At 61.0% G+C, this 19,676-nt stretch carries 25 protein-coding genes; 10 read left to right on the plus strand and 15 right to left on the minus strand.

Annotated features, from left to right (window positions below; translation table 11 throughout):
- The first annotated feature begins 14 nt into the window (after positions 1-14).
- Positions 15-425 (plus strand): PilZ domain-containing protein, encoded by a 411-nt coding sequence (locus tag ACQY5P_RS05330; RefSeq protein WP_428409810.1) that lies wholly within the window; start codon positions 15-17, stop codon positions 423-425.
- Here ACQY5P_RS05330 and mmsB read toward each other — a convergent pair.
- The 13 genes from mmsB to ACQY5P_RS05395 all read right to left on the minus strand — a co-directional run bounded on the left by mmsB (position 422) and on the right by ACQY5P_RS05395 (position 9,855).
- Positions 422-1,312 carry a 3-hydroxyisobutyrate dehydrogenase gene (mmsB, locus tag ACQY5P_RS05335; protein ID WP_428409811.1) on the minus strand — a complete coding sequence of 297 codons (891 nt, stop codon included), beginning with the start codon at positions 1,310-1,312 and terminating at the stop codon, positions 422-424. The two genes, ACQY5P_RS05330 and mmsB, sit on opposite strands and share 4 nt — an antisense overlap.
- A 28-nt stretch (positions 1,313-1,340) precedes the next feature.
- Complete coding sequence (locus ACQY5P_RS05340; protein WP_428409812.1) at positions 1,341-2,012, minus strand: SDR family oxidoreductase; 672 nt, start codon at positions 2,010-2,012, stop codon at positions 1,341-1,343.
- Between the two features lie 13 nt (positions 2,013-2,025).
- Entirely contained in the window at positions 2,026-2,442 is a 417-nt protein-coding gene (locus ACQY5P_RS05345; RefSeq protein WP_428409813.1) for an EVE domain-containing protein, read from the minus strand.
- Positions 2,439-3,500 carry an enoyl-CoA hydratase/isomerase family protein gene (locus ACQY5P_RS05350; protein WP_428409814.1) on the minus strand — a complete coding sequence of 354 codons (1,062 nt, stop codon included), beginning with the start codon at positions 3,498-3,500 and terminating at the stop codon, positions 2,439-2,441. Before ACQY5P_RS05350 ends, ACQY5P_RS05345 begins: the two co-directional genes overlap by 4 nt.
- Positions 3,490-3,759: a hypothetical protein gene (locus ACQY5P_RS05355; RefSeq protein ID WP_428409815.1), complete on the minus strand. Its 270-nt coding sequence runs from the start codon at positions 3,757-3,759 to the stop codon at positions 3,490-3,492. Before ACQY5P_RS05355 ends, ACQY5P_RS05350 begins: the two co-directional genes overlap by 11 nt.
- A gap of 12 nt (positions 3,760-3,771) precedes the next feature.
- Positions 3,772-4,920, minus strand: a complete 1,149-nt coding sequence (locus ACQY5P_RS05360; RefSeq protein ID WP_428409816.1) for an isobutyryl-CoA dehydrogenase — start codon at positions 4,918-4,920, stop codon at positions 3,772-3,774.
- A 6-nt stretch (positions 4,921-4,926) separates the two neighbouring features.
- Complete coding sequence (locus tag ACQY5P_RS05365) at positions 4,927-5,619, minus strand: DedA family protein (protein ID WP_428409817.1); 693 nt, start codon at positions 5,617-5,619, stop codon at positions 4,927-4,929.
- 11 nt (positions 5,620-5,630) lie between these two features.
- Complete coding sequence (locus tag ACQY5P_RS05370; RefSeq protein WP_428409818.1) at positions 5,631-5,945, minus strand: encapsulin-associated ferritin-like protein; 315 nt, start codon at positions 5,943-5,945, stop codon at positions 5,631-5,633.
- Positions 5,946-6,178: 233 nt separating this feature from the next.
- Positions 6,179-6,604 (minus strand): GFA family protein, encoded by a 426-nt coding sequence (locus ACQY5P_RS05375; protein ID WP_428409819.1) that lies wholly within the window; start codon positions 6,602-6,604, stop codon positions 6,179-6,181.
- A gap of 51 nt (positions 6,605-6,655) precedes the next feature.
- Positions 6,656-7,069 carry a hypothetical protein gene (locus tag ACQY5P_RS05380; RefSeq protein ID WP_428409820.1) on the minus strand — a complete coding sequence of 138 codons (414 nt, stop codon included), beginning with the start codon at positions 7,067-7,069 and terminating at the stop codon, positions 6,656-6,658.
- Between the two features lie 12 nt (positions 7,070-7,081).
- Positions 7,082-8,575: a CoA-acylating methylmalonate-semialdehyde dehydrogenase gene (locus ACQY5P_RS05385; RefSeq protein WP_428409821.1), complete on the minus strand. Its 1,494-nt coding sequence runs from the start codon at positions 8,573-8,575 to the stop codon at positions 7,082-7,084.
- Positions 8,576-8,758: 183 nt separating this feature from the next.
- The gene (locus ACQY5P_RS05390) at positions 8,759-9,259 is read right to left on the minus strand and encodes a hypothetical protein (protein WP_428409822.1); all 501 of its coding nucleotides are present in this window, start codon (positions 9,257-9,259) and stop codon (positions 8,759-8,761) included.
- A gap of 128 nt (positions 9,260-9,387) precedes the next feature.
- Positions 9,388-9,855 (minus strand): hypothetical protein, encoded by a 468-nt coding sequence (locus tag ACQY5P_RS05395; RefSeq protein ID WP_428409823.1) that lies wholly within the window; start codon positions 9,853-9,855, stop codon positions 9,388-9,390.
- A 433-nt stretch (positions 9,856-10,288) separates the two neighbouring features.
- Between ACQY5P_RS05395 and ACQY5P_RS05400 the strand changes: the two genes are divergently transcribed.
- From ACQY5P_RS05400 to folB, 3 genes are read left to right on the plus strand one after another with little or no spacing between them, the layout of a single operon-like run.
- The gene (locus ACQY5P_RS05400) at positions 10,289-11,266 is read left to right on the plus strand and encodes a calcium/sodium antiporter (protein WP_428409824.1); all 978 of its coding nucleotides are present in this window, start codon (positions 10,289-10,291) and stop codon (positions 11,264-11,266) included.
- Between the two features lie 3 nt (positions 11,267-11,269).
- Positions 11,270-12,031: an SDR family oxidoreductase gene (locus tag ACQY5P_RS05405; protein ID WP_428409825.1), complete on the plus strand. Its 762-nt coding sequence runs from the start codon at positions 11,270-11,272 to the stop codon at positions 12,029-12,031.
- Positions 12,032-12,035: 4 nt separating this feature from the next.
- Positions 12,036-12,449 (plus strand): dihydroneopterin aldolase, encoded by a 414-nt coding sequence (gene folB / locus ACQY5P_RS05410; RefSeq protein WP_428409826.1) that lies wholly within the window; start codon positions 12,036-12,038, stop codon positions 12,447-12,449.
- A 17-nt stretch (positions 12,450-12,466) separates the two neighbouring features.
- Here the strand turns inward: folB and ACQY5P_RS05415 are convergent, their stop codons facing one another.
- A complete protein-coding gene (locus ACQY5P_RS05415) occupies positions 12,467-12,949 on the minus strand; it encodes a DUF3592 domain-containing protein (protein WP_428409827.1) in 483 nt (160 codons plus the stop codon).
- Between the two features lie 78 nt (positions 12,950-13,027).
- Here ACQY5P_RS05415 and uvrC point away from each other — a divergent pair, with 78 nt between their 5' ends.
- The 5 genes from uvrC (at position 13,028) to ACQY5P_RS05440 (ending at position 17,631) form a co-directional block, all read left to right on the plus strand.
- Entirely contained in the window at positions 13,028-14,944 is a 1,917-nt protein-coding gene (gene uvrC / locus ACQY5P_RS05420) for an excinuclease ABC subunit UvrC (RefSeq protein WP_428409828.1), read from the plus strand.
- A gap of 84 nt (positions 14,945-15,028) precedes the next feature.
- On the plus strand, positions 15,029-15,262 hold the full coding sequence (locus tag ACQY5P_RS05425) for a hypothetical protein (RefSeq protein WP_428409829.1): 234 nt from the start codon (positions 15,029-15,031) through the stop codon (positions 15,260-15,262).
- Positions 15,263-15,495: 233 nt separating this feature from the next.
- Complete coding sequence (locus tag ACQY5P_RS05430) at positions 15,496-17,232, plus strand: DEAD/DEAH box helicase (RefSeq protein ID WP_428409830.1); 1,737 nt, start codon at positions 15,496-15,498, stop codon at positions 17,230-17,232.
- Entirely contained in the window at positions 17,150-17,431 is a 282-nt protein-coding gene (gene infA / locus ACQY5P_RS05435; protein WP_428409831.1) for a translation initiation factor IF-1, read from the plus strand. The genes ACQY5P_RS05430 and infA overlap by 83 nt, the downstream gene beginning before the upstream one ends.
- Positions 17,428-17,631: a hypothetical protein gene (locus ACQY5P_RS05440; RefSeq protein WP_428409832.1), complete on the plus strand. Its 204-nt coding sequence runs from the start codon at positions 17,428-17,430 to the stop codon at positions 17,629-17,631. Before infA ends, ACQY5P_RS05440 begins: the two co-directional genes overlap by 4 nt.
- A gap of 15 nt (positions 17,632-17,646) precedes the next feature.
- Here ACQY5P_RS05440 and ACQY5P_RS05445 read toward each other — a convergent pair whose 3' ends face one another.
- Positions 17,647-18,738 (minus strand): glycosyltransferase, encoded by a 1,092-nt coding sequence (locus tag ACQY5P_RS05445; RefSeq protein ID WP_428409833.1) that lies wholly within the window; start codon positions 18,736-18,738, stop codon positions 17,647-17,649.
- A 132-nt stretch (positions 18,739-18,870) separates the two neighbouring features.
- Here ACQY5P_RS05445 and speB point away from each other — a divergent pair, with 132 nt between their 5' ends.
- The gene (speB, locus tag ACQY5P_RS05450) at positions 18,871-19,659 is read left to right on the plus strand and encodes an agmatinase (RefSeq protein WP_428409834.1); all 789 of its coding nucleotides are present in this window, start codon (positions 18,871-18,873) and stop codon (positions 19,657-19,659) included.
- Positions 19,660-19,676: the final 17 nt, after the last annotated feature.

The following is a 19,676-nucleotide window of genomic DNA, read 5'->3' on the forward strand; positions in this document are numbered from 1 at the left end:
GGAACGGATTGAGGATGCGGAAGAAGAACGATCGGCTCTCGGAAAGGCTGGCGGCGATTAAAGGCGCGGCGCCGACCATTACGGACGGCCGCATTCCGCCGCCGAAACGCCGCGGGCCGCCCGAACGGGAAAAACGCGAAGCGGTTTTCCGCCCTGGCAAGCTTTATCTCTCGAAAAGCGATCAGGTGCGCTGCGTCATCCGCAATGTGAGCGACGGCGGCGCCTATGTGCATCTTGAAGGCATGCAGCCTTTGCCGCCCATCGTCATGCTGCGTTTCGAGCAGACCGGCGTCGTCAAAAAAGCGCGCGTCGCCTGGCAGAACGAGATCGAGGCAGGCCTTGCCTTCATGAAAGATGTGAAGCCGGGCTCCGCCGAAGCGCCGGAGCCAGGCGAAAGGCCGCCCGGCCCGCCGCCTAGAGTTTAGATATCCCCACGGATCAGTTTCATCACGCCTGAGAAGTCGAGCCCGTCCTTGCCGGCGGCCTCCATCAGCGCATAGATCGCTTCCGACTGCGCGCCGAGCGGCGTCGCGGCTTTCGCCTTATGCGCCGCCTCATTGGCGAGGCGCATGTCTTTCAGCATCATGGCCGCGGCGAAACCCGGCTTGTACTCGCGGTTCGACGGCGCATTGGGCACGGGTCCGGGCGCCGGGCAATAGCTCGTCATGGACCAGCACTGGCCCGAGGCGGTCGAGGAAATGTCGAAGAATGTCTGCGCGTCGAGGCCGAGTTTTTCGGCAAGGTTGAACGCCTCGCAGGTGGCGATCATGGATATGCCGAGGAGCATATTGTTGCAGATCTTCGCGACCTGTCCGTTGCCGGCGTCGCCTGCGTAAAAAACATTCTTGCCCATTTTCTCGAGCACGGGCTTTGCGCGCTCGAACGCGGTTTCCTCGCCGCCCACCATGAAAGTGAGCGTCGCCCCCGTGGCCGCGGCGACGCCGCCCGACACCGGCGCATCGACCATGGCGAAATCCTTGTCCGTCGCCGCGGCGTTCACCGCGCGGGCGCTGTCGATGTCGATGGTCGATGAGTCGATGAAGAGCGCGCCCTTCTTCGCATTGGCGATGACGCCGTAGCTTTCCGTATAGACAGACCGCACATGAGCGCCAGCGGGGAGCATGGAAATAACGACATCAGCGTCTTTCACCGTCGACGCCACCGTGTCGCCGCGCTTGCATCCCGCCTCAACGGCGCGATCGACGGCTCCGATAGAGAGATCCGTCGCCGTGACGTCAAAGCCCGCCTTGGCGAGATTGGCGGCCATGGGCCCGCCCATATTGCCGAGCCCGATAAATCCGATTTTCGTCATGAGGTTTCTTTCTCCCGTTTTATATTTTTTACCAGGCAATGACGTCGCCGTCATAGGCGACAAGGCGCACGACGCCCGGTTTCATGGCGGCGATCTGTTTGCGCAAGCCCTTGACGCTCTCCTCCGGCGTCACCGGCGCTGACGGCCCGCCCATATCGGTTTTCACCCAGCCGGGATGAAACGGCCCGACCGCGACGCCCGCCTCTGCGAGCTGTGGCGCCAGCGCCTTCATCGCCATGTCGAGCCCGGCTTTCGATGTGGAATAGGCAGGCGCATAGCCGCCGGCGTTTTCAATGGAGGCGAGCACGGAGGAGATCGCCGCGAATTTGCCTTTGGCTTTTTTCAGGTGCGGCGCAAACGCTTCCAGCGTGGCCACGGGACCGATCGTGTTCACCTGCAGGAGTTTTGAAAAAGCGGCATAATCGATTGCGCCGAAATCGCCCACATCCTTGCCGCCCGCCCCGGCATTGGCGACGACAACATCCAGCGGCTCGTCGATGTCTTTCGCCAGTGTCTTGAACGCCGCAAAATCCGATACGTCGAGCCGGTGAATAACGACGTCGCCATTGACGGCTTTCAGATCGTCCGCCTTTTTCGGCGAGCGGCAGCAGGCGTGAACCCGCGCGCCCTCGCCTGCATATTGCTTCACGAATTCGAGACCGATGCCGCGATTGGCGCCGGTGATAAGAACGGTTGTCATTGCGTCGTCTTTCCTATTTGAGGCCGACCATCTTGCTCACCAGTTTCCATTCGGCGGCCGTCACCGGCTGAACGGAAAGCCGTGCATTTTTCACAAGTTTCATCTCGGCGAGCTTCGGTTCGCTCTTGATGTCGGCAAGCGTTACCGGCGTCGGAACCGGCTCGATCGCAACCACATCGACCACCAGCCAGCGTTCGTCATCGGTCGTAGGGTCCTGATAGGCTTCCTTCGCGACCTTTACGACGCCGACAATGCGTTTTTCGTCGCCCGTGTGATAGAAAAAAGCGAGATCGTCCTTTTTCATCTCGCGCATGAAATTGCGCGCCTGGGCGTTGCGGACGCCGGTCCAGGCCTCACCTTTTTTTCCGGCCTTCACCTGTTGGTCCCACGACCAGTCATCGGGCTCGGTTTTCAGAAGCCAGTAGCTCATGGCAATACCAACTCCGCTTCGCCGAGCGGTTCAAAATAAGGCGCGATGTCCTTGTCGTTGATCTCGGACAGCGATGCGGGGCTCCATTTCGGATTGCGGTCCTTGTCGATGACCTGCGCGCGCACGCCCTCAAAGAAGTCATGGCCTTCCATGACCCGGCGCACCATGCGGAACTCCATTTTCATGACGTCGTCGAAGTCGAGTTCGCGGCCACGCTTCATCTGCTCGAAGGTAAGACGCATGGAAGTCGGCGACATGCGCGAGAGGCTTTTCACCGTGTCTTTCGCAAAATCACTCTTATCGCCTTCAAGGGCCTGCATGAGACTATCCAGCGTTTCGTGTCCCTGAAACAGCCTCGCAATCGGCTCTCGGATGTCGTTGACTGGCGCATGACCGGGATCGCCCGCATAAATATCGAGCACGGTCTCGATATCCGCATGGGCGTGGCCGCCGAGCCGCGTTTTCACAAGCGCCGTTGCGAGTTCGGAATATTTGTCCGCCGGGACGTAATGGGTCGCGACGCCCGCCGCCATGCAGTCGACCGCCTTCGCCCGCGCGCCGGTGAGCGCGTAATAAAGCCCGAGCCCGTCATGAAGGCGTGGCATGAAATGACCGCCGCCCACATCGGGAAACAACCCGATGCCGGTTTCGGGCATGGCGAACAGCGTGGCGTCGCCGGCGACGCGAAAATCGCCATGCACGGAAATCCCGACGCCGCCGCCCATGACGATGCCGTCGATCAGCGCCACATAAGGTTTCGGATAATGATAGATGAGCGAGTTGTTGCGGTATTCCTCGCGAAAAAACTCGGACGCATAAGCCGGATCTTCGCGCGCCGCATCGCGCAGCCAGCGGATGTCCCCGCCGGCGCAGAAAGCGCGCTCGCCTTCGCCTTTCACTAGCACCGCCTTCACCGGAGAGCGCGCGCCGGCCCACTCGACGAGCTTTGCGCGCATGGCCTTGACCATATCCCATGTGAGCGCATTCAGCGCCTTTTCACGATTGAGCGTAATGACGCCCCAGTCGCCGGTCTGTTCAAAGAGAATATCACTCGTCATTGGCTTTCCGGCTTCCTCCAAAGAACATATAAAAGACGCCAAGGGCGATCACAAATGCGCCGAGATAAAGAAAGTTCATCATCTGCGGGACTTCGCCGGAATTCATGAACGCCATGACCCGGTCGATGGCGCCGAAAGGGTTGCCGGCGTCAAGATCGTCGCCGGTCAGCTCGGCGAGACGAATGAACGCGCTGATATAGGAATAGGCAATCAGGGCGAGGCCGGTGAGAAACGTAAGGATGACGATAAGGATCTTCATGGGGACGCTTCCCTACGCCTGATATTCCTTCAGCAAATCTCGCGCGACGATGACGCGCATGATTTCGTTGGCGCCTTCAAGGATCTGGTGCACGCGCACGTCGCGCAGCATCCGCTCCAGCGGATAATCCTTGAGATACCCATAACCGCCATGAATCTGCAGCGCCTCGTTGACGATGTTGAAGCCCACATCGGTGACGAAGCGCTTCGCCATGGCGCAATGGCGCGTCGCATCGGGTGTTTTCTCATCGAGCTTCCACGCCGCCTGATAGAGCATGATGCGCGCGGCTTCGAGCTCCGTCGCCATGTCGGCGAGCTTGAACTGCAGCGCCTGCTGTTCGTTGAGACGCTTGCCGAAGGCCTTGCGTTCGTTGGAATAATCGAGCGCAGCTTTCAGCGCCGCATTCGCCGTACCGAGAGAACAGGCGGCGATGTTCAAACGCCCGCCGTCGAGCCCCATCATCGCGAATTTAAAGCCTTCGCCCTCCTCGCCCACACGATTGGAAACTGGGACGCGGCAATCCTCGAACGTGACGATGGCAGTCGGCTGGGCGTTCCAGCCCATTTTCTTTTCATTGGCGCCGAAGGAGAGGCCCTTCGTTCCCTTTTCGACCAACACCGTCGAAATGCCTTTTGGCCCGTCGCCGCCGGTCCTGACCATGACCACATAAAGGTCGGAAACCCCGGCGCCGGAAATGAACGCCTTCGAGCCGTTCAGGACGTAATGGTCGCCGTCTTTCACCGCCTTGGTTTTCAGCGCCGCCGCATCGGAGCCAGAGCCGGGTTCGGTGAGGCAATAGCTCGCCACCATCTCCATCGACGTCAGCTTGGGACAATATTTCTGGCGGAGCTCTTCCGACGCAAAGCGGTCGATCATCCACGAACACATATTGTGAATGGAGATGTAAGCCGCCGTCGCCGTGCAGCCCGCGGACAAGACCTCGAAAATCAGCGCCGCGTCGAGACGGCCGAGCCCCGATCCGCCGACGTCTTCGCGCGTGTAAATTCCGGCGAGGCCAAGCTCAGCCGACTTTTTGATGACGTCGACGGGGAAATGCTTATCCTCGTCCCATGTTGCAGCGTTCGGCGCGAGTTCGTCTTCTGCGAAACGCCGCGCCATCTCCTGGATGGCTTCCTGTTCGTCGGTAAGGGCGAAATCCATGGGAGGTTACTCCTCTTCTTTTTCGTCTTTTTCTAACGGCGTTCCCTCGAAGCCGGGCATCCCCGGCATGGGGTGATCGAGTTCTTTCGACAAAGGCGTCATCACGCCTTCATGCTTCCTCCGGTGATTGAGCCATCGGAACAGAATATAGGCGACCAGCAGAACGACGGCGCCCACCGGCAGCCAGATCAGCGCTTCCTCCCCCGCGACGGCTCCGACCGAATGAAAAAGGCCGAAGACGATGCCGATATATAGGGATGCGGTCAGCGTGAGGGTCAAAATATAGCGCGGATAATGCGCCTTGAAAAACCCGGCGGCGATATAGGTGGGGATGCGCGTGCCGGGCACGAAACGCGCCGTCAGCATCGTTTGCAGGAATTCCTTGTTGATGAGATCGCCAGCGATGGAAACGCCCGGCTTTTCCGCGAATTTATGCGCCCATTCATAGCGCCGCGCGAGCCGGCCCATCCAGTATTTCCATGCGTCGGAAGCGACCAGCCCCGCCAGGATCACCGGCAGGACCGCCTCGGTATGCACGACCTCCGCCAGCGAGACCGTCGCGGCGCCGATCACCGCGACGTCTTCCTGAATGAACGGCGTGAAAAAGATGGCGGCGTAAAGCGCCCATCCGGTCAACATCGCCATGTCGCCTGCTTCAAGCCCGAAAATACGCCACGCTCCCGTTTCCGCCGGCGCCAAGGTCGCGCCGCCTATTTCTCGCGGCCCATGATCTCCGCTTCGAGCTTGGTAATCGGCCCCTCCTTGAAAAGATAGTTCCTCAATTCGTGGTCGAAGTCCTCGGAGTTGCGGCGGAGCCATTCCAGCGCCATCGCGGCGTGTTCGATCTCTTCCTTCATATTATGGATGAGGATCGCCTTTAAAGAGGCGTCGTCGCAGTCGTCAGCCCGCTGCTGATACCAGTCGACCGCTTCAAGCTCCTCCATCAGGGAGGAGATCGCCTGATGCATGTGGATCGTCTTTTTGCTAAGCCGCTCCCGCGGCGCGTGCAGACCTTCGCTGGACATAGATGCTCCTTGTGTCGCAGCCGGTTGGGTCATGCCCCTGCCCGGCTCTTGAGAATTTTCCTGAAACGCAACAGGCGGCGTCTCGCCGCGTTTACTCTCGTCCCCCTCAGCGCGCCGCCGCCAGAATCGCCACATGAACCCCGCCTTCCTTGCCCTGAAGCGGGCGGATTGTCAGCGGTTATGCTGCGGTGCGTCAAGAACCTCCTAAGGGCGGCCGGGACAAATCCAGGACTTTAGTACGCGTCCTTTTGCGGCAGGCCGTCATCGATCTCGTAATAGGCGCCCTTATCGGCGACGAAGATATGCTCGGAAAGCGCCATGGGCGCGCCGGGCTGGATCGTTCCGGCTGCGATGGCGATGCGGTGCTTGTAATCGTCGAGCTTCTCGGCGTGCCAGAACAACGACGAGCCGCAGGTCTTGCAAAATCCGCGGCGGGCGTAATCCGACGACTTGAACCAGCCGAGATTCTCGTCACCCTTCTTGATCTTCAGGGATTCGAATGGCGCATTGAGCGACGCCCATCGATGGCCCGACCAGGACCGGCACTGGCCGCAATGGCATTCGGTGACGTCTTCGCGGTCGGCGCGGAATTCGAACGCAACCGCGCCGCACATGCATTTGCCGGTGAGCTTCTTCGCAGGACCTTTATCGGTTTGCATAATCGCTCCTTGGAAGGACATTAAAGATGGCGTTGAAAGAAAACATGTTAGCTAAGACGCTGGCGTTACGTCGTCAAAGCGCTGCTCCTCGCGGAACCATATCCTAGTGACGAGCATGAAGAGAGTTGCGCCCATGGCTGTCCATGCAATGTCGTGCCAGTCGAAAGAAGCGCTTGGCAAAAAAATCTGCAGAGCTTCCCAAACCCAAAGTCCGAGCATTGAAATTCCGGCAGCGATGAGCATCAGGCGTGAGCGGGGCGTTTTCGGCGAACGATTCATTCCTATCAGAAATAAAGCCGATGCAACCGACACGGCGCCCAGAAAATTGGGCGCAACCCCCATAAGGTAAGCGCCAAAATCGCTGTCTGTTCGCGCTGCACGCCATTGATCCTGAATAGCCTGATATGTCAGTCCGGGCGCCACTGAAAACAACAGAAAATAGAGCCATTGCCGGAGATGCATCATTGAGCGCGCCGCCTACTCCATCGTCGGAATAACAAACTCCGAGCCCTGAACGTCTTCCGGCCAGCGCTGGGTGACGGTCTTGATCTTGGTCCAGAACTTGACGCCTTCAGGCCCATGCTGGTTGGTGTCGCCGAACCCGGAACGCTTCCAGCCGCCGAAGGTGTGATAGGCGACCGGCACCGGGATCGGCACGTTGACGCCGACCATGCCCACATTGACTTTTTGCACAAATTCGCGCGCCGCCGCGCCGTTGCGGGTGAAGATCGCGACGCCATTGCCATATTGGTGCTTCGAGGGAAGCTCCAGCGCCTCCTCGAAATTCTTCGCCCGCGCGATCTGCAGCACCGGTCCGAAGATTTCTTCTTGGTAGGACCTGTGCGCCGGCTTGGCGCCGTCAAGCAGCGTGCCGCCAAGGAAGAACCCGTTTTCATAGCCTTGCAGCTTGAAGCCGCGGCCGTCGACAATCGCCTCCTGGCCTTCGTCGATGGCCATCTGGATGTAGTTGGAGACGCGCTCTTTATGCGCGGCGGTGACGAGCGGGCCGAGATCGGAATCCTCCGACATGGACGGCCCGATGCGAAGGCTTTCGACTTTCGGCTTCAGCATGGCGATGAGCTTGTCCGCCGTCCCGTCGCCGACCGGCACTGCGACCGGCGTCGCCATGCAGCGCTCGCCCGCCGATCCAAAGGCCGAACCGATGAGATTGTTGACGGCGTTCTCCATGTCCGCGTCGGGCAGGATGATCATGTGGTTCTTGGCGCCGCCGAAGGCCTGCACGCGTTTTCCGTATTTCGCGCCTTCCGCGTAAATGTAATTGGCGATGTCGGACGAGCCGACGAAAGAGATCGCCTTCACGCGCGGCTCTGCGATGATCGCATCCACCGCTTCCTTGTCGCCATTGACGACATTGAGGACGCCTTCGGGAGCGCCGGCTTCCATCATCAGCTCCGCAAGACGCAGCGGCACGGACGGATCGCGCTCCGACGGCTTGTTGATGAAGGTGTTGCCGCAGGCGATGGCGACGCCGAACATCCACATGGGGATCATCGCCGGAAAATTGAACGGCGTGATGCCCGCCACAACGCCTAAAGGCTGCCGCAGGGAATAGACGTCGATGCCCGGCCCCGCCGCCTCGGTGTATTCGCCTTTCTGAAGATGCGGGATGCCGCAGGCGAATTCGATCACCTCAAGCCCGCGCTGCACGTCGCCGCGCGCATCGGGAAGGATCTTGCCGTGCTCCGCCGAGAGCAGCTTCGCAAGGTTGTCCATGTCCTTTTCGACAAGGTCCTTGAACTTGAACATCACCCGAGCCCGGCGCTGGGGGTTGGTCGCGGCCCAGCCGGGGAAGGCTTTTTCCGCGGCGTCCACGGCCTTCGCGACCTCCGCAGCGCTCGCCAGCGCGACCTTGGCCTGAACCTCGCCCGTCGTCGGATTGAAAACGTCGCTCTCGCGGCCCGATACGCCGTCGACCGCTTTGCCGCTGATGAAATGTCCGTGGGTTTTCATGGGTTTTCCTCGTCCGTCTTTGCTCGCGCGAGGCTTCGCCCGCCCGCAAGCTTTTGAATTTGCGCGGGACCCTAGTCGCGGCGGCGGCGCCCCGCAAGCGGAGAGGAAATCACGCTTCCGCGCCTCGCCTCATGGCGGAAAACGCTTTCAAAAAGACAATCGGGAAAAGAAAGCTGCGGCGACCTAATCCACAAGTCTGAGACTTGGCGGGCCGTCGAGGGCGAGCCGGCCGCTCACCGCGCCGATCACATGGGTGATGACCTGCCCGTCGTCGGCCAGCGGCGCCGTCACGGCGCGGAACAGGAGCCGGCGTCCGTCGCAGAGCGTCACCGCATCGTCGCGGTAGTGCGGCGCCTCGGAAGCGACCGCGGCGTAGATGTCGGCAGTCGCCTTGTCGAGCAGCGTCAGGGTCCAGTCGCCCTCGCCGCTCAAATGCACGTCGGAAAGTTTGGCGAGGCAGTCGCCAAGAAAAATGAAGAACGGAAAGCCGACGCTTTTTTCAAGGTCGACGGCGAAAACCCAATCCCAGTCATCGCCGAGATCGGAGGCCTGCATCGCATCCCAGCTCGGGAACTGCCCGCGCGCGGCGCGCGCCCAGATATCGACGAGACGGCGCGTCAGCCGCCTGTCCGCTGACGGCGCAATCGCCGCGTCTCCGAAAAGTTCCGCTACATCGCTCAGCATGCCGCCCGAAACCCGCCCCAGGTCACTTCGTTGTGAACTGAACATTAGAACAGGTTCGTAAGCTGATGATTTTCTCAGAACCGCGAATTTAGATCAAATTCCGCAGCGATCAGTAACCATAGCGGCGTTCAGACGTTTCGTCCTCTGGCGGCGCCGAAAATATGCGTGACGTCGGTCCCGTTTTCCGACACCGGCAGGAGGACGGTGCGGAACGCAACGCGGCGCCCGTCATCGAGCTCCTTGATGTCGCTATATTCCACTGGCGCACGCGACAGCGCCGCCTCGTCCATTTTTGCGATCGCCGTGTCGAGCAGCGTTTTCTCCCGCCGCGCATCGCCCAGCGGATAGGCAGTCGAATAGCGCGAAATCGCCTCGCCCATGAAAATGAAATAGGGAAAGATGTCTGAGAGCCTCAGATCGACCGCGAAACAATAAAGCCGGTCGGGTCCGAAATTGAGCGCCTCTATCTCGTTGAGGGAAGGCAGCCGCCCCCGGGCGATCCGCGCCCATTTGTTGCGCACCCGCTCGGTGACCCTGCGTTCGGTGATTCGTGCTGACGGCGTCCTCCCCAGCGCCTCGAGAGTATCGGTCTTCATAGTCCCGCCCTCCGCAACTGATGGTGAAGGTACAGGATGACCTTGTGAGAAAGGGCTAACCGGGCCGCGAGGGTTTTAGACAAAATCTGAAGCTTTCAGTGACAGACCGCCCCGCCGCTAGGCCCGCTCTGCGTCCCATGAAATCCGGGCGTCCTGGGGGTGACGCTGTTCACGGGCGGCCCTATAAGGGCGGGCAAGAAACGCTTTTAAAGGGGTATCTTCATGAATCCAGGTTGGACGGCCGTCGCTGCGATCATCGCTTTCCTGCTGGTCTTCGCACTTCTTAACCTCCTCGAGAAAGGCAGCGTCGACTAGACGCCGCCCCTAGGAAGCCGGCGCCGGCTCCCCATATGGGGTTTTTTGCGGCGTCCGGCGGGCCCTGAACCGGCTTCTCGCCGCCCATGGCCCTGCGGCAGCGCAGCAAAGGCGTTTCATGCTCCCCGAGATCGCACCCCAGATTGCATTCATCATTCTCGGCCTCGCGATCCTGCTTATCGCAGGCGATCTTCTCGTTCGCGGCGCGGTCAGCCTCGCCGCCGCGCTGAAGATTCCGGCGCTGCTGGTGAGCCTCACCATCGTCGCCTTCGGCACCTCTGCGCCCGAGCTCGTGGTGACGGTGCAGGCGGTCATTTCCGGCAATGACGGCATCGCGCTCGGCAACATCATCGGCTCGAATATCGCCAATATCTTTCTGGTGCTTGGCCTCCCCGCCATCATCTATCCGGTGACGACCCATGTCATTGGCCTCAGACGGCATGCGGTGACTATGCTCATCGCCACCGCCGCCTTTCTCGCCGCCGCCTACGGTCCAGGCGAAATCGGCACGCGCATCGGCGGCGCGCTCTTTCTCTGCATTCTTCTTTACGTCGCTTACATGTGGGTGCGGGCCAGCAAGGGCGCCGCAGACGATCCGGTGCTCGACGAAGTCGAGGAATATCAGGCTGCGGCGGGCGTCAATCTCAAGACAATCGGGTTTCTCGCGGCCGGCCTTATCGGCCTGCCCATCGGCGCGCATCTTCTGGTCTCGAACGGCGCGGAACTCGCCATGGGGCTTGGCGTTCGCGAGGAGCTGATCGGACTGACGCTTGTCGCTTTCGGCACCTCCCTGCCGGAGCTCGCGACCGTTTTCGCCGCAGCGCTGCACAAGAAATCGGATGTCGCCATTGGCGGCGTCATCGGCTCCAACATCTTCAATATTTTCGCCGTCGGCGGCGCCGCAGGCCTTGCCGGCACGGCGGTTTTCGATCCGCAATCGCTCACGCTCGACCTCCCGGTCATGGCTATTGCGGCGATCGTGCTGTCGGCTTTCGTATTGACGCGCAAGGATATCGGACGTGTCGCGGGCCTGATCTTTACGGGCGCTTATATCGGGTTCATCCTGATGCTCGCAGAGAACGCCGGAGCGTTTTAGACCATGACCGCCTCCCTCCCCGGTGCGGCGCTTGTCACCGGCGCCGGCAAGCGGCTCGGCCGCGCCATGGCGCTCGCCCTCGCCGACGCCGGTTACGATGTCGCCGTGCATTATAACGGGTCCGCAGCGGAGGCTGACGCCGTCGCCGCCATGATCGAAGCGAAGGGCCGCCGCGCCCTCGCCGTCAAAGCCGACCTGTCGCAGGAAAGCGAAACCGCCAAGCTTGTGGGCAAAGCGAGCGGCGCGCTGGGCCCGCTCGCCGTGCTCGTCAATTCCGCCTCCGCTTTCGACCATGACGATGTCGATACGATGACGCGCGAAAGCTGGGACCTGCACATGGAGGTCAATTTGCGCGCGCCGGTGAAGCTTTCGCAGGATTTCGCAGGCCAAGCGCCGGAAGGAAGCCTCATCGTCAACATTATCGACCAGCGCGTCCTGAAGCTGACGCCGCAGTTTCTGTCCTACACCGCATCGAAGGCCGCGCTTTATACGCTGACCAAAACCATGGCCCAGGCGCTGGGGCCCAAAGGCGTCCGCGTCAACGCCATCGGCCCCGGCCCGACCCTCAAAAATCCCCGCCAGTCCGATCAAGACTGGGAGCGGCAGAACCAGGCTACCGTGCTCGGCCATGGGGCTGACCCTGAGGATATATGCGGGGCGCTTCTTTATCTGTTGTCAGCGCGTTCGGTCACGGGACAGATGATCGCCGTCGATGGAGGGCAACATCTGACCTGGCGCACCGCCGACGTGCTGGTGCAGGAATAGACTTATGAATGAGCCCAAAACCCCGACCGAAATCACGCCCCTCCCCCGCAGCGCCACGGCGCCGCGCCGCCGCGTCTTTGTGCGCGGCCTGACGCTCGACGCCTATATCGGCGCCTATGAAAGCGAACAGGGCGTGACGCAGCCAATCCGCATCGACTTCGAGGCGGACGTGATCGAACCGGCCAATCCGGTGAGCGACAAGCTGGACGACATCGTCTGCTATGACGAGATGACCCGCGGCATCAAGGCGATCATCGCCGAAGGCCACATCAAACTCGTCGAAACGCTCGCCGAACGCATCGCAGATCTTGTGCTGTCGCATTCCATGGTGATTTCGGTGATGGTGCGCATCGTTAAACCGAATGCGATCAAGGAAGCCGACGCCGCCGGCGTCGAGATCATTCGCACTAAACGTTAGACCAACAGGCGCTAAATCTAGAAAGCGTGGCTGGCCCCGCCCAGCGCTTCCTCGCGCGTGCGCGACAGCGCCCAGACCACACCGCCGACACCGAAAAACACCGACGCGCCGGACAGTAACGAGAGAATGACGAAGGCGACGCTCGATCCGCCGGGGTAGAGAACCGAATAGGAAGGCTCTTCCGGGTCCACATAGACGATGACGGATTCGCCGGGGCGATAGTCGTCCGCTTCGACCCTCATGAACCAGCCCATGAAATTGCGCGTGCGAACCGCCTCATGACTACGGCCGTCGAAGGAATAGACATAGCGCAGATGGCCAGCCTCCCCGTCGAGGCGCGAGAGGACGATGCCGTCGACCGCCGGCCAGGCGAGGCTCGCCCGCGCCCTGGCGTAATCGCGCACCACAAAGCCGCCACAGGCGACGCCGATGACGGCGAGCGCCGTAAAGACAATCAGCACAATCGAGATGTCCGATTTCTTTTTCAGTTCCGGCGCCATTTGACCTTTCGCCCGCGCGCGCTTAGCTCCGATACTAGACCTACCGCCCCTTCGTGAACGCCCGGTTAACCATTTTTCATGAGCCCCGACGCACCCGAAACAGCTGAGAAAGAGGCCCTTACGGGTCCCGAGCTGATCGCCGATCAGGTCAAGCGCCTGCCCGCGAAGCCCGGCGTCTATCGCATGTACGGGGCGAAGGGCGACGTTCTCTATGTGGGCAAGGCGAAGAGCCTCAAAAACCGGGTGACGTCCTATGCGCAAGGACGCGGTCATTCGAACCGCATTTTGAGGATGATCTCCGAAACGCAGGCCATGGAGTTCGTGGTCACCGCGACGGAAACCGAGGCGCTGCTTCTCGAGGCGAACCTCATCAAGCAATTAAAGCCGCGCTACAATGTCATCCTGCGCGACGACAAGTCGTTTCCGTTTATTCTCGTCGCGGAAGATCACGAAGCGCCGCAGATTTTGAAACATCGCGGCGCGCAAAAACGTCCCGGCCAGTATTACGGCCCCTTCGCCTCCGCCGGAGCCGTCAACCGTACGCTCAATACATTGCAGAAAGCGTTTCTCCTGCGCTCCTGCACGGACAGCGTTTACGACGGGCGCACACGACCTTGCCTCTTGCACCAGATCAAGCGCTGCGCCGCGCCTTGCGTCGGGCTGGTGAGCAGTGACGAATACAAAGAGCTGGTGAACGAGGCGAAGGACTTCCTCTCCGGAAAGAGCGCCGAGGTTCAGAAACTCTTGTCGGCGCAGATGGAGAAAGCCTCCGCCGATCTCGATTTTGAAACCGCCGCAAGACTTCGCGACCGCATCCGCGCGCTTTCCTATATTCAGGGGACGCAGGACATCAATCCCGGCGGCGTATCGGAAGCCGACGTTTTCGCGATTCATTCCGAGGGCGGACAAAGCTGCGTACAGGTGTTTTTTTTCCGCGCCGGCCAGAACTGGGGCAACCACGCCTATTTTCCGAAACACGACAAGGAAGACGAACCGGCGGCGATCCTCGACGCCTTCATCGCGCAGTTCTACGACAGCCGCGATCCGCCGCGGGAAATTTATGTCTCCGTACTGCCGCCGCAGGCCGATCTCCTTTCCGAAGCGCTCTCCATCAAGGCAAATCGCAAGGTCGCGATCCACGAACCCCAGCGCGGCGAAAAGCGCGATCTTGTAAAGGCCGCCGAAATGAATGCGCGCGAAGCGCTCTCGCGGCGCATGGCGGAAAGCGCCAGCCAGCAGAAGAGCCTGCGCCAGCTCGCCGATATTCTGGGGCTCGAAGCGCCGCCGGAACGCATCGAGGTTTATGACAACTCGCACATACAAGGCTCGAACGCCGTCGGCGCGATGATCGTCGCGGGGCCCGACGGCTTCGTCAAAAACCAGTACCGCAAGTTCAACATCAAGACATCGAGCCTGACGCCCGGCGACGATTTCGGCATGATGCGCGAGGTGATCTCGCGGCGCTTTGCGCGGCTCTTGAAAGAAGAAAACGCCGAGCGCCCGGACCTCGTGATCATCGACGGCGGCAAAGGCCAGCTTTCCGTCGTCATGGATGCGCTTAAGGAAATCGGCGTCGATCCGGAGGCGGAAGGCGTGACCATCATCGGCGTCGCCAAGGGCCGGCGCGAAACTGACGAAGGCGAAAAGCGCATCGACCGCACCATGGGCGCGACGGGCGAACAGGTCGTCATGCCGGGGCGCGAGCCCTTCACCCTGCCGCCGCGCGATCCGGGCCTCTTCGTCTTGCAGCGCCTGCGCGACGAAGCGCACCGCTTCGCCATCGGCGCCCATCGCGCGAAACGCAAGAAAGCCATCGCCGCCAATCCGCTCGACGGCGTCCCCGGCATCGGCGCGAAACGCAAACGCGCGCTCCTCAACCATTTCGGCTCAGCAAAAGAAATCGCGCGAGCTAAACCCCAAGACCTCGAAGCCGTCGAAGGCGTCTCCGCCGCGCTGGCGCAGAAGATTTACGACTATTTCCATGGAAACGGATGATATTACAGGTCTGAGGTGTTACATACGCAAACGCCTCGGCCGCATCGCGCTGTTTCCGGGCTGAACCCCGAAAGGAATAGCGACATGTCTTCTTCTAAAGCCAAAACAGCGAACCGCGCCTATCGCAGCCTTGATGCGAAAGCCGCCATGGCTGAGCATGAAAAAGAAAAGCGGGACGCACAAAAAAAGACGGCCAAGCTGCGCGAGCTTCGCCTCGCCAAGGAAGCCGAAGACCGCGCCGCCGAGGCCTTGCAGGAGAAAAAACCCGCGAAAAAGCCGAAAAAGCGCGGTTTGCCTGAGTTTGAACGCGAGCGCTGAGCCCTTCTCAAAGGTTAAGATTTTTCGCCTACGGACTAATTTTGCAGCGCAGCGAGATTTCCCTTGCTTTTGCGCCGAAAGGGTCCATATAGGCGTCAGCAGCGCGTGTAAGCGGACTGAATTCCCGCAAGGCTGCCTTTATCCAAACAATTAGAGCGCCTGACACGCGGGTTCTCCTGAACCCAAAAAGCGTTCGCGCGGCGATTTCCGTCCCCGAACGCGGAAAGACATTTGTGACTGCTTTTGCTGAATTCGGCCTTTCAAAGCCGATCCTCAACGCCCTCGTCCGCGAAGGCCACTCGACCCCAACCCCGATTCAGGCCGCCGCCATTCCGGTGCTGCTGAAAGGCCGCGACCTTCTCGGCATCGCCCAGACCGGCACCGGCAAGACCGCAGCCTTCGCGCTGCCGATCCTCAATCACCTCGCCAAAGACCGGCGGCGCGTCGCCCCGCGCGAGTGCCGCGTGCTGGTGCTGGCGCCGACCCGCGAACTCGCGGTTCAGGTGAAAGACCGCTTCGACGCCTATGGCGCGGCGCAGGGCCTCGCCACCGGCCTCGTCATCGGCGGCGTCGCCTTCGGCAAGCAGCGCGCGATGCTCCATCGCGGCCTCGACATTCTCGTTGCGACGCCCGGCCGCCTGATCGATGTCATGGACAAGGGCGCCTTGAAGCTCACCGGCGTCGAGGTGTTCGTCCTCGACGAGGTCGACCAGATGCTCGATCTCGGCTTCATTCATTCGATCCGCAAGATCGCGTCCCTCCTGCCCGAGCATCGCCAGAACGTCTTTTTCTCGGCGACCATGCCGCCGGCGATCGCGAAACTTGCGAACGCCCTCCTCACCAATCCGGCGCGCGTCGAAGTCGCCGCAACAAAACCGTTGAAGATCGCCGAGAGCGTCCACTTCATTGAGAAGCCGGAAAAAGCGGCGGCGCTGATCAAGATCGTCAAGGACGAGGCGTTCACCCGCGGCCTCGTCTTCACCCGCACCAAACACGGCGCCGACAAGCTGGTGCGCGCGCTCAACGCCGCCGGTCAGGCGGCGCACGCCATTCACGGCAACCGCTCGCAGCCGCAGCGCGAAAAAGCGCTCGAGGCGTTCCGCCGCGGCAAGTCGCGCATTCTCGTCGCGACCGACATCGCCGCGCGCGGCATCGACATCGCGGAAGTCACACACGTCGTTAACTACGACCTGCCCAACGTGCCGGAAACCTACACCCACCGCATCGGCCGCACGGGCCGCGCGGGCGCGGAAGGCGTCGCAATTTCCTTCTGCTCCGGCGAGGAACGCCCGTTCCTGCGCTCAATTGAAAAGCTAAAAGGCCAAAGACTGAACGGCGCCAATGGCGAAGACCGCGGCGCCGAACTTATCAGCGACGACCGCCCTCGCCACGGAAACCGCAATGGCGGCCCGCGCAAACCGCGGCGCCCCCATGCTGAAAGTCGCCCGGAAAAGCGCTTTGAGAACCGTCAGGATAACCACCAGGGCCAGGAACATCAGAACGGCGAACGCAAGTTTGAAGGCCGCAAGGATGGCGCGCGTCAAAATAGCGAACGCAAATTCGAGGGCAAAAAATTCGACGGACGCAAGGACCGCGACCGCAAATTCGAGCGTGATGCAGACGGCGCAAGAGAATACACGCGTCGCGACGGCGGCGAGTACAAAGGCCGTTCACGAATCGACGACGCGCTGAATGCTGAAAGCCAGAAAAATCGCGGCCGCAATTTCGAAGGCCGCGCCGGCGAGGCCCGCAACCCGGCCAACGAGAACCGTCGGCGCAAGGGCGGTCCGAAATCATCCAATTCGCAGAGGCCGTCACATCAGGCGGCTTTCCATTCCAACGATGCACTCCCTTACGAGAGCGCCGATGGCAAGAAAGGACAGCCCCATGACGAAGGAAGACCTGATCGAGTTCGACGGCGTCGTCACCGAGGCCCTGCCGGACGGAAACTTTCGCGTCACGCTGGATAACGAGCATCAAGTGCTCGCCTATATCGGAGGAAAGATGCGCAAACGGCGCATCAAGACGCTGACAGGCGACCGCGTGACCGTTGAGATGTCCGGCTATGATCTGAGCAAAGGGCGCATCACCTTCCGTCACAAGACCGACGGCGCAGCGCCCGCGCCCGGCAAGCGTCAGAGCAGTTTCAGATCGCGAGGAAGACGATGACCGATACCGCCGCCAATAAGTCGCCGAGCGCGAAAATTGCGGACCTTACGGACGAGCGGCTGCAGGCGTTGGCGTTCCGGGTCTGGCGCGCTGCACGCAGCAAACACAAGAAACAGCGCAATCGCGCCATGCGCCTAGCGCCCCTGTTTCGCGCCGAGCTGAAACTGAGAAACCTCGCCAGCGTGCGTCCCGCAAGTTAACGGCAGGCGGCTGTTTCAGGCCGTCTTGTCCCAGATATCCGTCAGGATCTTTTTGTGTATCCGGATGTCTGATTTCTTCGCCTGCTCGAAGCCCTTGCGGCGAACATCTTCAGGCACGGGGTTCCTCACAATATCGGCGATGTCCTCGACTTTGTCGTAGAGATAGCCCGCGCCTTCGCCGATATATTGTTTCAAATCCTCGCGCATGTTCGGGAAACAGACACCGACGCCCGCGGCCTGCGCTTCGGCGACCGCCATGGACCAGCCCACATGGTCGCCGTGAAGATTATGTTCGGCTGTGTAAACCAGCCATTGATGGCGTTTGTATTCCTTCGCCATCTCCCACGGTTTGAAGACCGGCGCGAATTCGACGAGCCCGCCCTTTTCATTGTTGTATTCGAGAATGCGCGGCGCCTGAAAACCAACCGGGTAGAGACGGAAACGCCGCTCCGGCACCATCACCGCAAGGTCGATGAAATCCTCCATCTTCTTCTTGGGCGTGCAGGCGCCGACATTCATCACGTCCTCGCCATTGGGGCTTTCATCGTAGAACAATTCGATGTTCACCACCGGAAAACAGTCATGGACCTTTTCTTCCGGCAGGCCCGCCTCGATGAATTTATGGCGGCCATAGGGAAAGGTGAGAACGCCGAGGCAATGATCGTGTTTCAGGAACGGCGATACAACGAAGGCCATGTCCGGCGGGCGCGTATCGCGGTATTGCACGAGCATGCGCGCCCGGCGCAGCAGCGTCTTCCATGCCGGCGCCTTCGGGCCCGTCTGGGTGATGTCGAAGGAATGGGCCCGCACCGTATAGGGAACGCCGGTCTTGCGCGACAGTTTTTCAAGAAGCGGGACCGTATAAAGCCAGTGGCCGTGGAGCACGTCGGGTTTGAACTCGCGAATCAGCGCCACCGTGCGGTCGAAATCCTTAGTCACCTCATAAGAGGCGGCCGTCTCCACAAAAGTGTCGGGCGTGTTCAGCGCCGCAACGAATATCTCATGACCGTCGGCGAGAAGCGTCGCGATCTCGTTCGTCACATAGGTCTGCGACAATTGCGGAAACTCGATCAGAACGTAAAAGATGCGCTTTTTATCCGCCGCCATGAAGCCTCCGACCCGTTTGCCCGGACCTTTTCACTCATCCGCCTTTCAAATACATGAACCAGTTGCCGCCGCTTGTTAAGCCCTTGGCGCCCATGCGAGAGTTCCGGAACGGCACAAGATGAGGCGCTAACCATGACCGTGACCCTTTTCGGCTTTCCCTGGGATGCGAGTTCGTCCTATGCGCGCGGGGCGGCGCTCGCCCCGCCGGTGATCCGTGCGATGCTGTTTTCCGAAGCGTCGAGCCCGTGGTCGATCTCCGGCGCCAACGCCCGGGAGATCGTCACGGCCTATGATTTCGCCGATCTCCCCGAAGACGGGGCAGCAGCGCGCGCATCGATTGAGGCGCGCATTGCATCGGCGCTGAAGAGCGGCCGAAAACCACTGAGCCTCGGCGGCGATCATTCGGTCACCTATCCGATCCTCAAAGCCATGAAGGAAAAGCATGGCCCTTTGAACATTCTGCATGTGGATGCGCATACGGATCTGTATGAGGCGTTCGAGGGCGACCGTTACTCCCACGCCTGCCCGTTCGCGCGCGCCATCGAAGACGGCTGCGTCGGCAATCTGGTTCAGGTCGGCCTGCGCTCCGTGACGCCTCATTGCCGAACCTTCGGCGAACGGCACGGCGTCGTCATGCTCGGCGCGGAGGAGACCGGCGCCATTCCCTATGACCGTCTCGGGGGCCCGCTTTATGTCTCCATCGATCTTGATGGCCTCGACCCCGCTTTCGCGCCGGGCGTCTCCCACCCTGAGCCCGGCGGGCTTTCGACCCGCGAAGTGCTTCAGATTTTAGCCAAACTTCCCGTTTCGCCCGTGGGCGCAGACATCGTTGAATTAAACCCGGAACGGGACATCAACATGATGACGGCGGGCGTCGCCGCGCGCTTCGTTAAGGAGCTGGCGGCGCTGATGTCGGATTAGCGCCCCCAAACCATCGC

It is taken from the genome of Hyphococcus sp. (assembly GCF_965267305.1).
Classification (GTDB): Bacteria; Pseudomonadota; Alphaproteobacteria; order Caulobacterales; family Parvularculaceae; genus Hyphococcus.

Coding starts and splice junctions, on each gene's coding strand:
- ACQY5P_RS05330 (WP_428409810.1), top strand. CDS start 15: ATGCGGAAGAAGAACGATCGGCTCTCGGAAAGGCTGGCGGCGATTAAA.
- mmsB (WP_428409811.1), bottom strand. CDS start 1,312: ATGACGAAAATCGGATTTATCGGGCTCGGCAATATGGGCGGGCCCATG.
- ACQY5P_RS05340 (WP_428409812.1), bottom strand. CDS start 2,012: ATGACAACCGTTCTTATCACCGGCGCCAATCGCGGCATCGGTCTCGAA.
- ACQY5P_RS05345 (WP_428409813.1), bottom strand. CDS start 2,442: ATGAGCTACTGGCTTCTGAAAACCGAGCCCGATGACTGGTCGTGGGAC.
- ACQY5P_RS05350 (WP_428409814.1), bottom strand. CDS start 3,500: ATGACGAGTGATATTCTCTTTGAACAGACCGGCGACTGGGGCGTCATT.
- ACQY5P_RS05355 (WP_428409815.1), bottom strand. CDS start 3,759: ATGAAGATCCTTATCGTCATCCTTACGTTTCTCACCGGCCTCGCCCTG.
- ACQY5P_RS05360 (WP_428409816.1), bottom strand. CDS start 4,920: ATGGATTTCGCCCTTACCGACGAACAGGAAGCCATCCAGGAGATGGCG.
- ACQY5P_RS05370 (WP_428409818.1), bottom strand. CDS start 5,945: ATGTCCAGCGAAGGTCTGCACGCGCCGCGGGAGCGGCTTAGCAAAAAG.
- ACQY5P_RS05375 (WP_428409819.1), bottom strand. CDS start 6,604: ATGCAAACCGATAAAGGTCCTGCGAAGAAGCTCACCGGCAAATGCATG.
- ACQY5P_RS05380 (WP_428409820.1), bottom strand. CDS start 7,069: ATGATGCATCTCCGGCAATGGCTCTATTTTCTGTTGTTTTCAGTGGCG.
- ACQY5P_RS05385 (WP_428409821.1), bottom strand. CDS start 8,575: ATGAAAACCCACGGACATTTCATCAGCGGCAAAGCGGTCGACGGCGTA.
- ACQY5P_RS05390 (WP_428409822.1), bottom strand. CDS start 9,259: ATGCTGAGCGATGTAGCGGAACTTTTCGGAGACGCGGCGATTGCGCCG.
- ACQY5P_RS05395 (WP_428409823.1), bottom strand. CDS start 9,855: ATGAAGACCGATACTCTCGAGGCGCTGGGGAGGACGCCGTCAGCACGA.
- ACQY5P_RS05400 (WP_428409824.1), top strand. CDS start 10,289: ATGCTCCCCGAGATCGCACCCCAGATTGCATTCATCATTCTCGGCCTC.
- ACQY5P_RS05405 (WP_428409825.1), top strand. CDS start 11,270: ATGACCGCCTCCCTCCCCGGTGCGGCGCTTGTCACCGGCGCCGGCAAG.
- folB (WP_428409826.1), top strand. CDS start 12,036: ATGAATGAGCCCAAAACCCCGACCGAAATCACGCCCCTCCCCCGCAGC.
- ACQY5P_RS05415 (WP_428409827.1), bottom strand. CDS start 12,949: ATGGCGCCGGAACTGAAAAAGAAATCGGACATCTCGATTGTGCTGATT.
- uvrC (WP_428409828.1), top strand. CDS start 13,028: ATGAGCCCCGACGCACCCGAAACAGCTGAGAAAGAGGCCCTTACGGGT.
- ACQY5P_RS05425 (WP_428409829.1), top strand. CDS start 15,029: ATGTCTTCTTCTAAAGCCAAAACAGCGAACCGCGCCTATCGCAGCCTT.
- infA (WP_428409831.1), top strand. CDS start 17,150: ATGACGAAGGAAGACCTGATCGAGTTCGACGGCGTCGTCACCGAGGCC.
- ACQY5P_RS05440 (WP_428409832.1), top strand. CDS start 17,428: ATGACCGATACCGCCGCCAATAAGTCGCCGAGCGCGAAAATTGCGGAC.
- ACQY5P_RS05445 (WP_428409833.1), bottom strand. CDS start 18,738: ATGGCGGCGGATAAAAAGCGCATCTTTTACGTTCTGATCGAGTTTCCG.
- speB (WP_428409834.1), top strand. CDS start 18,871: ATGACCGTGACCCTTTTCGGCTTTCCCTGGGATGCGAGTTCGTCCTAT.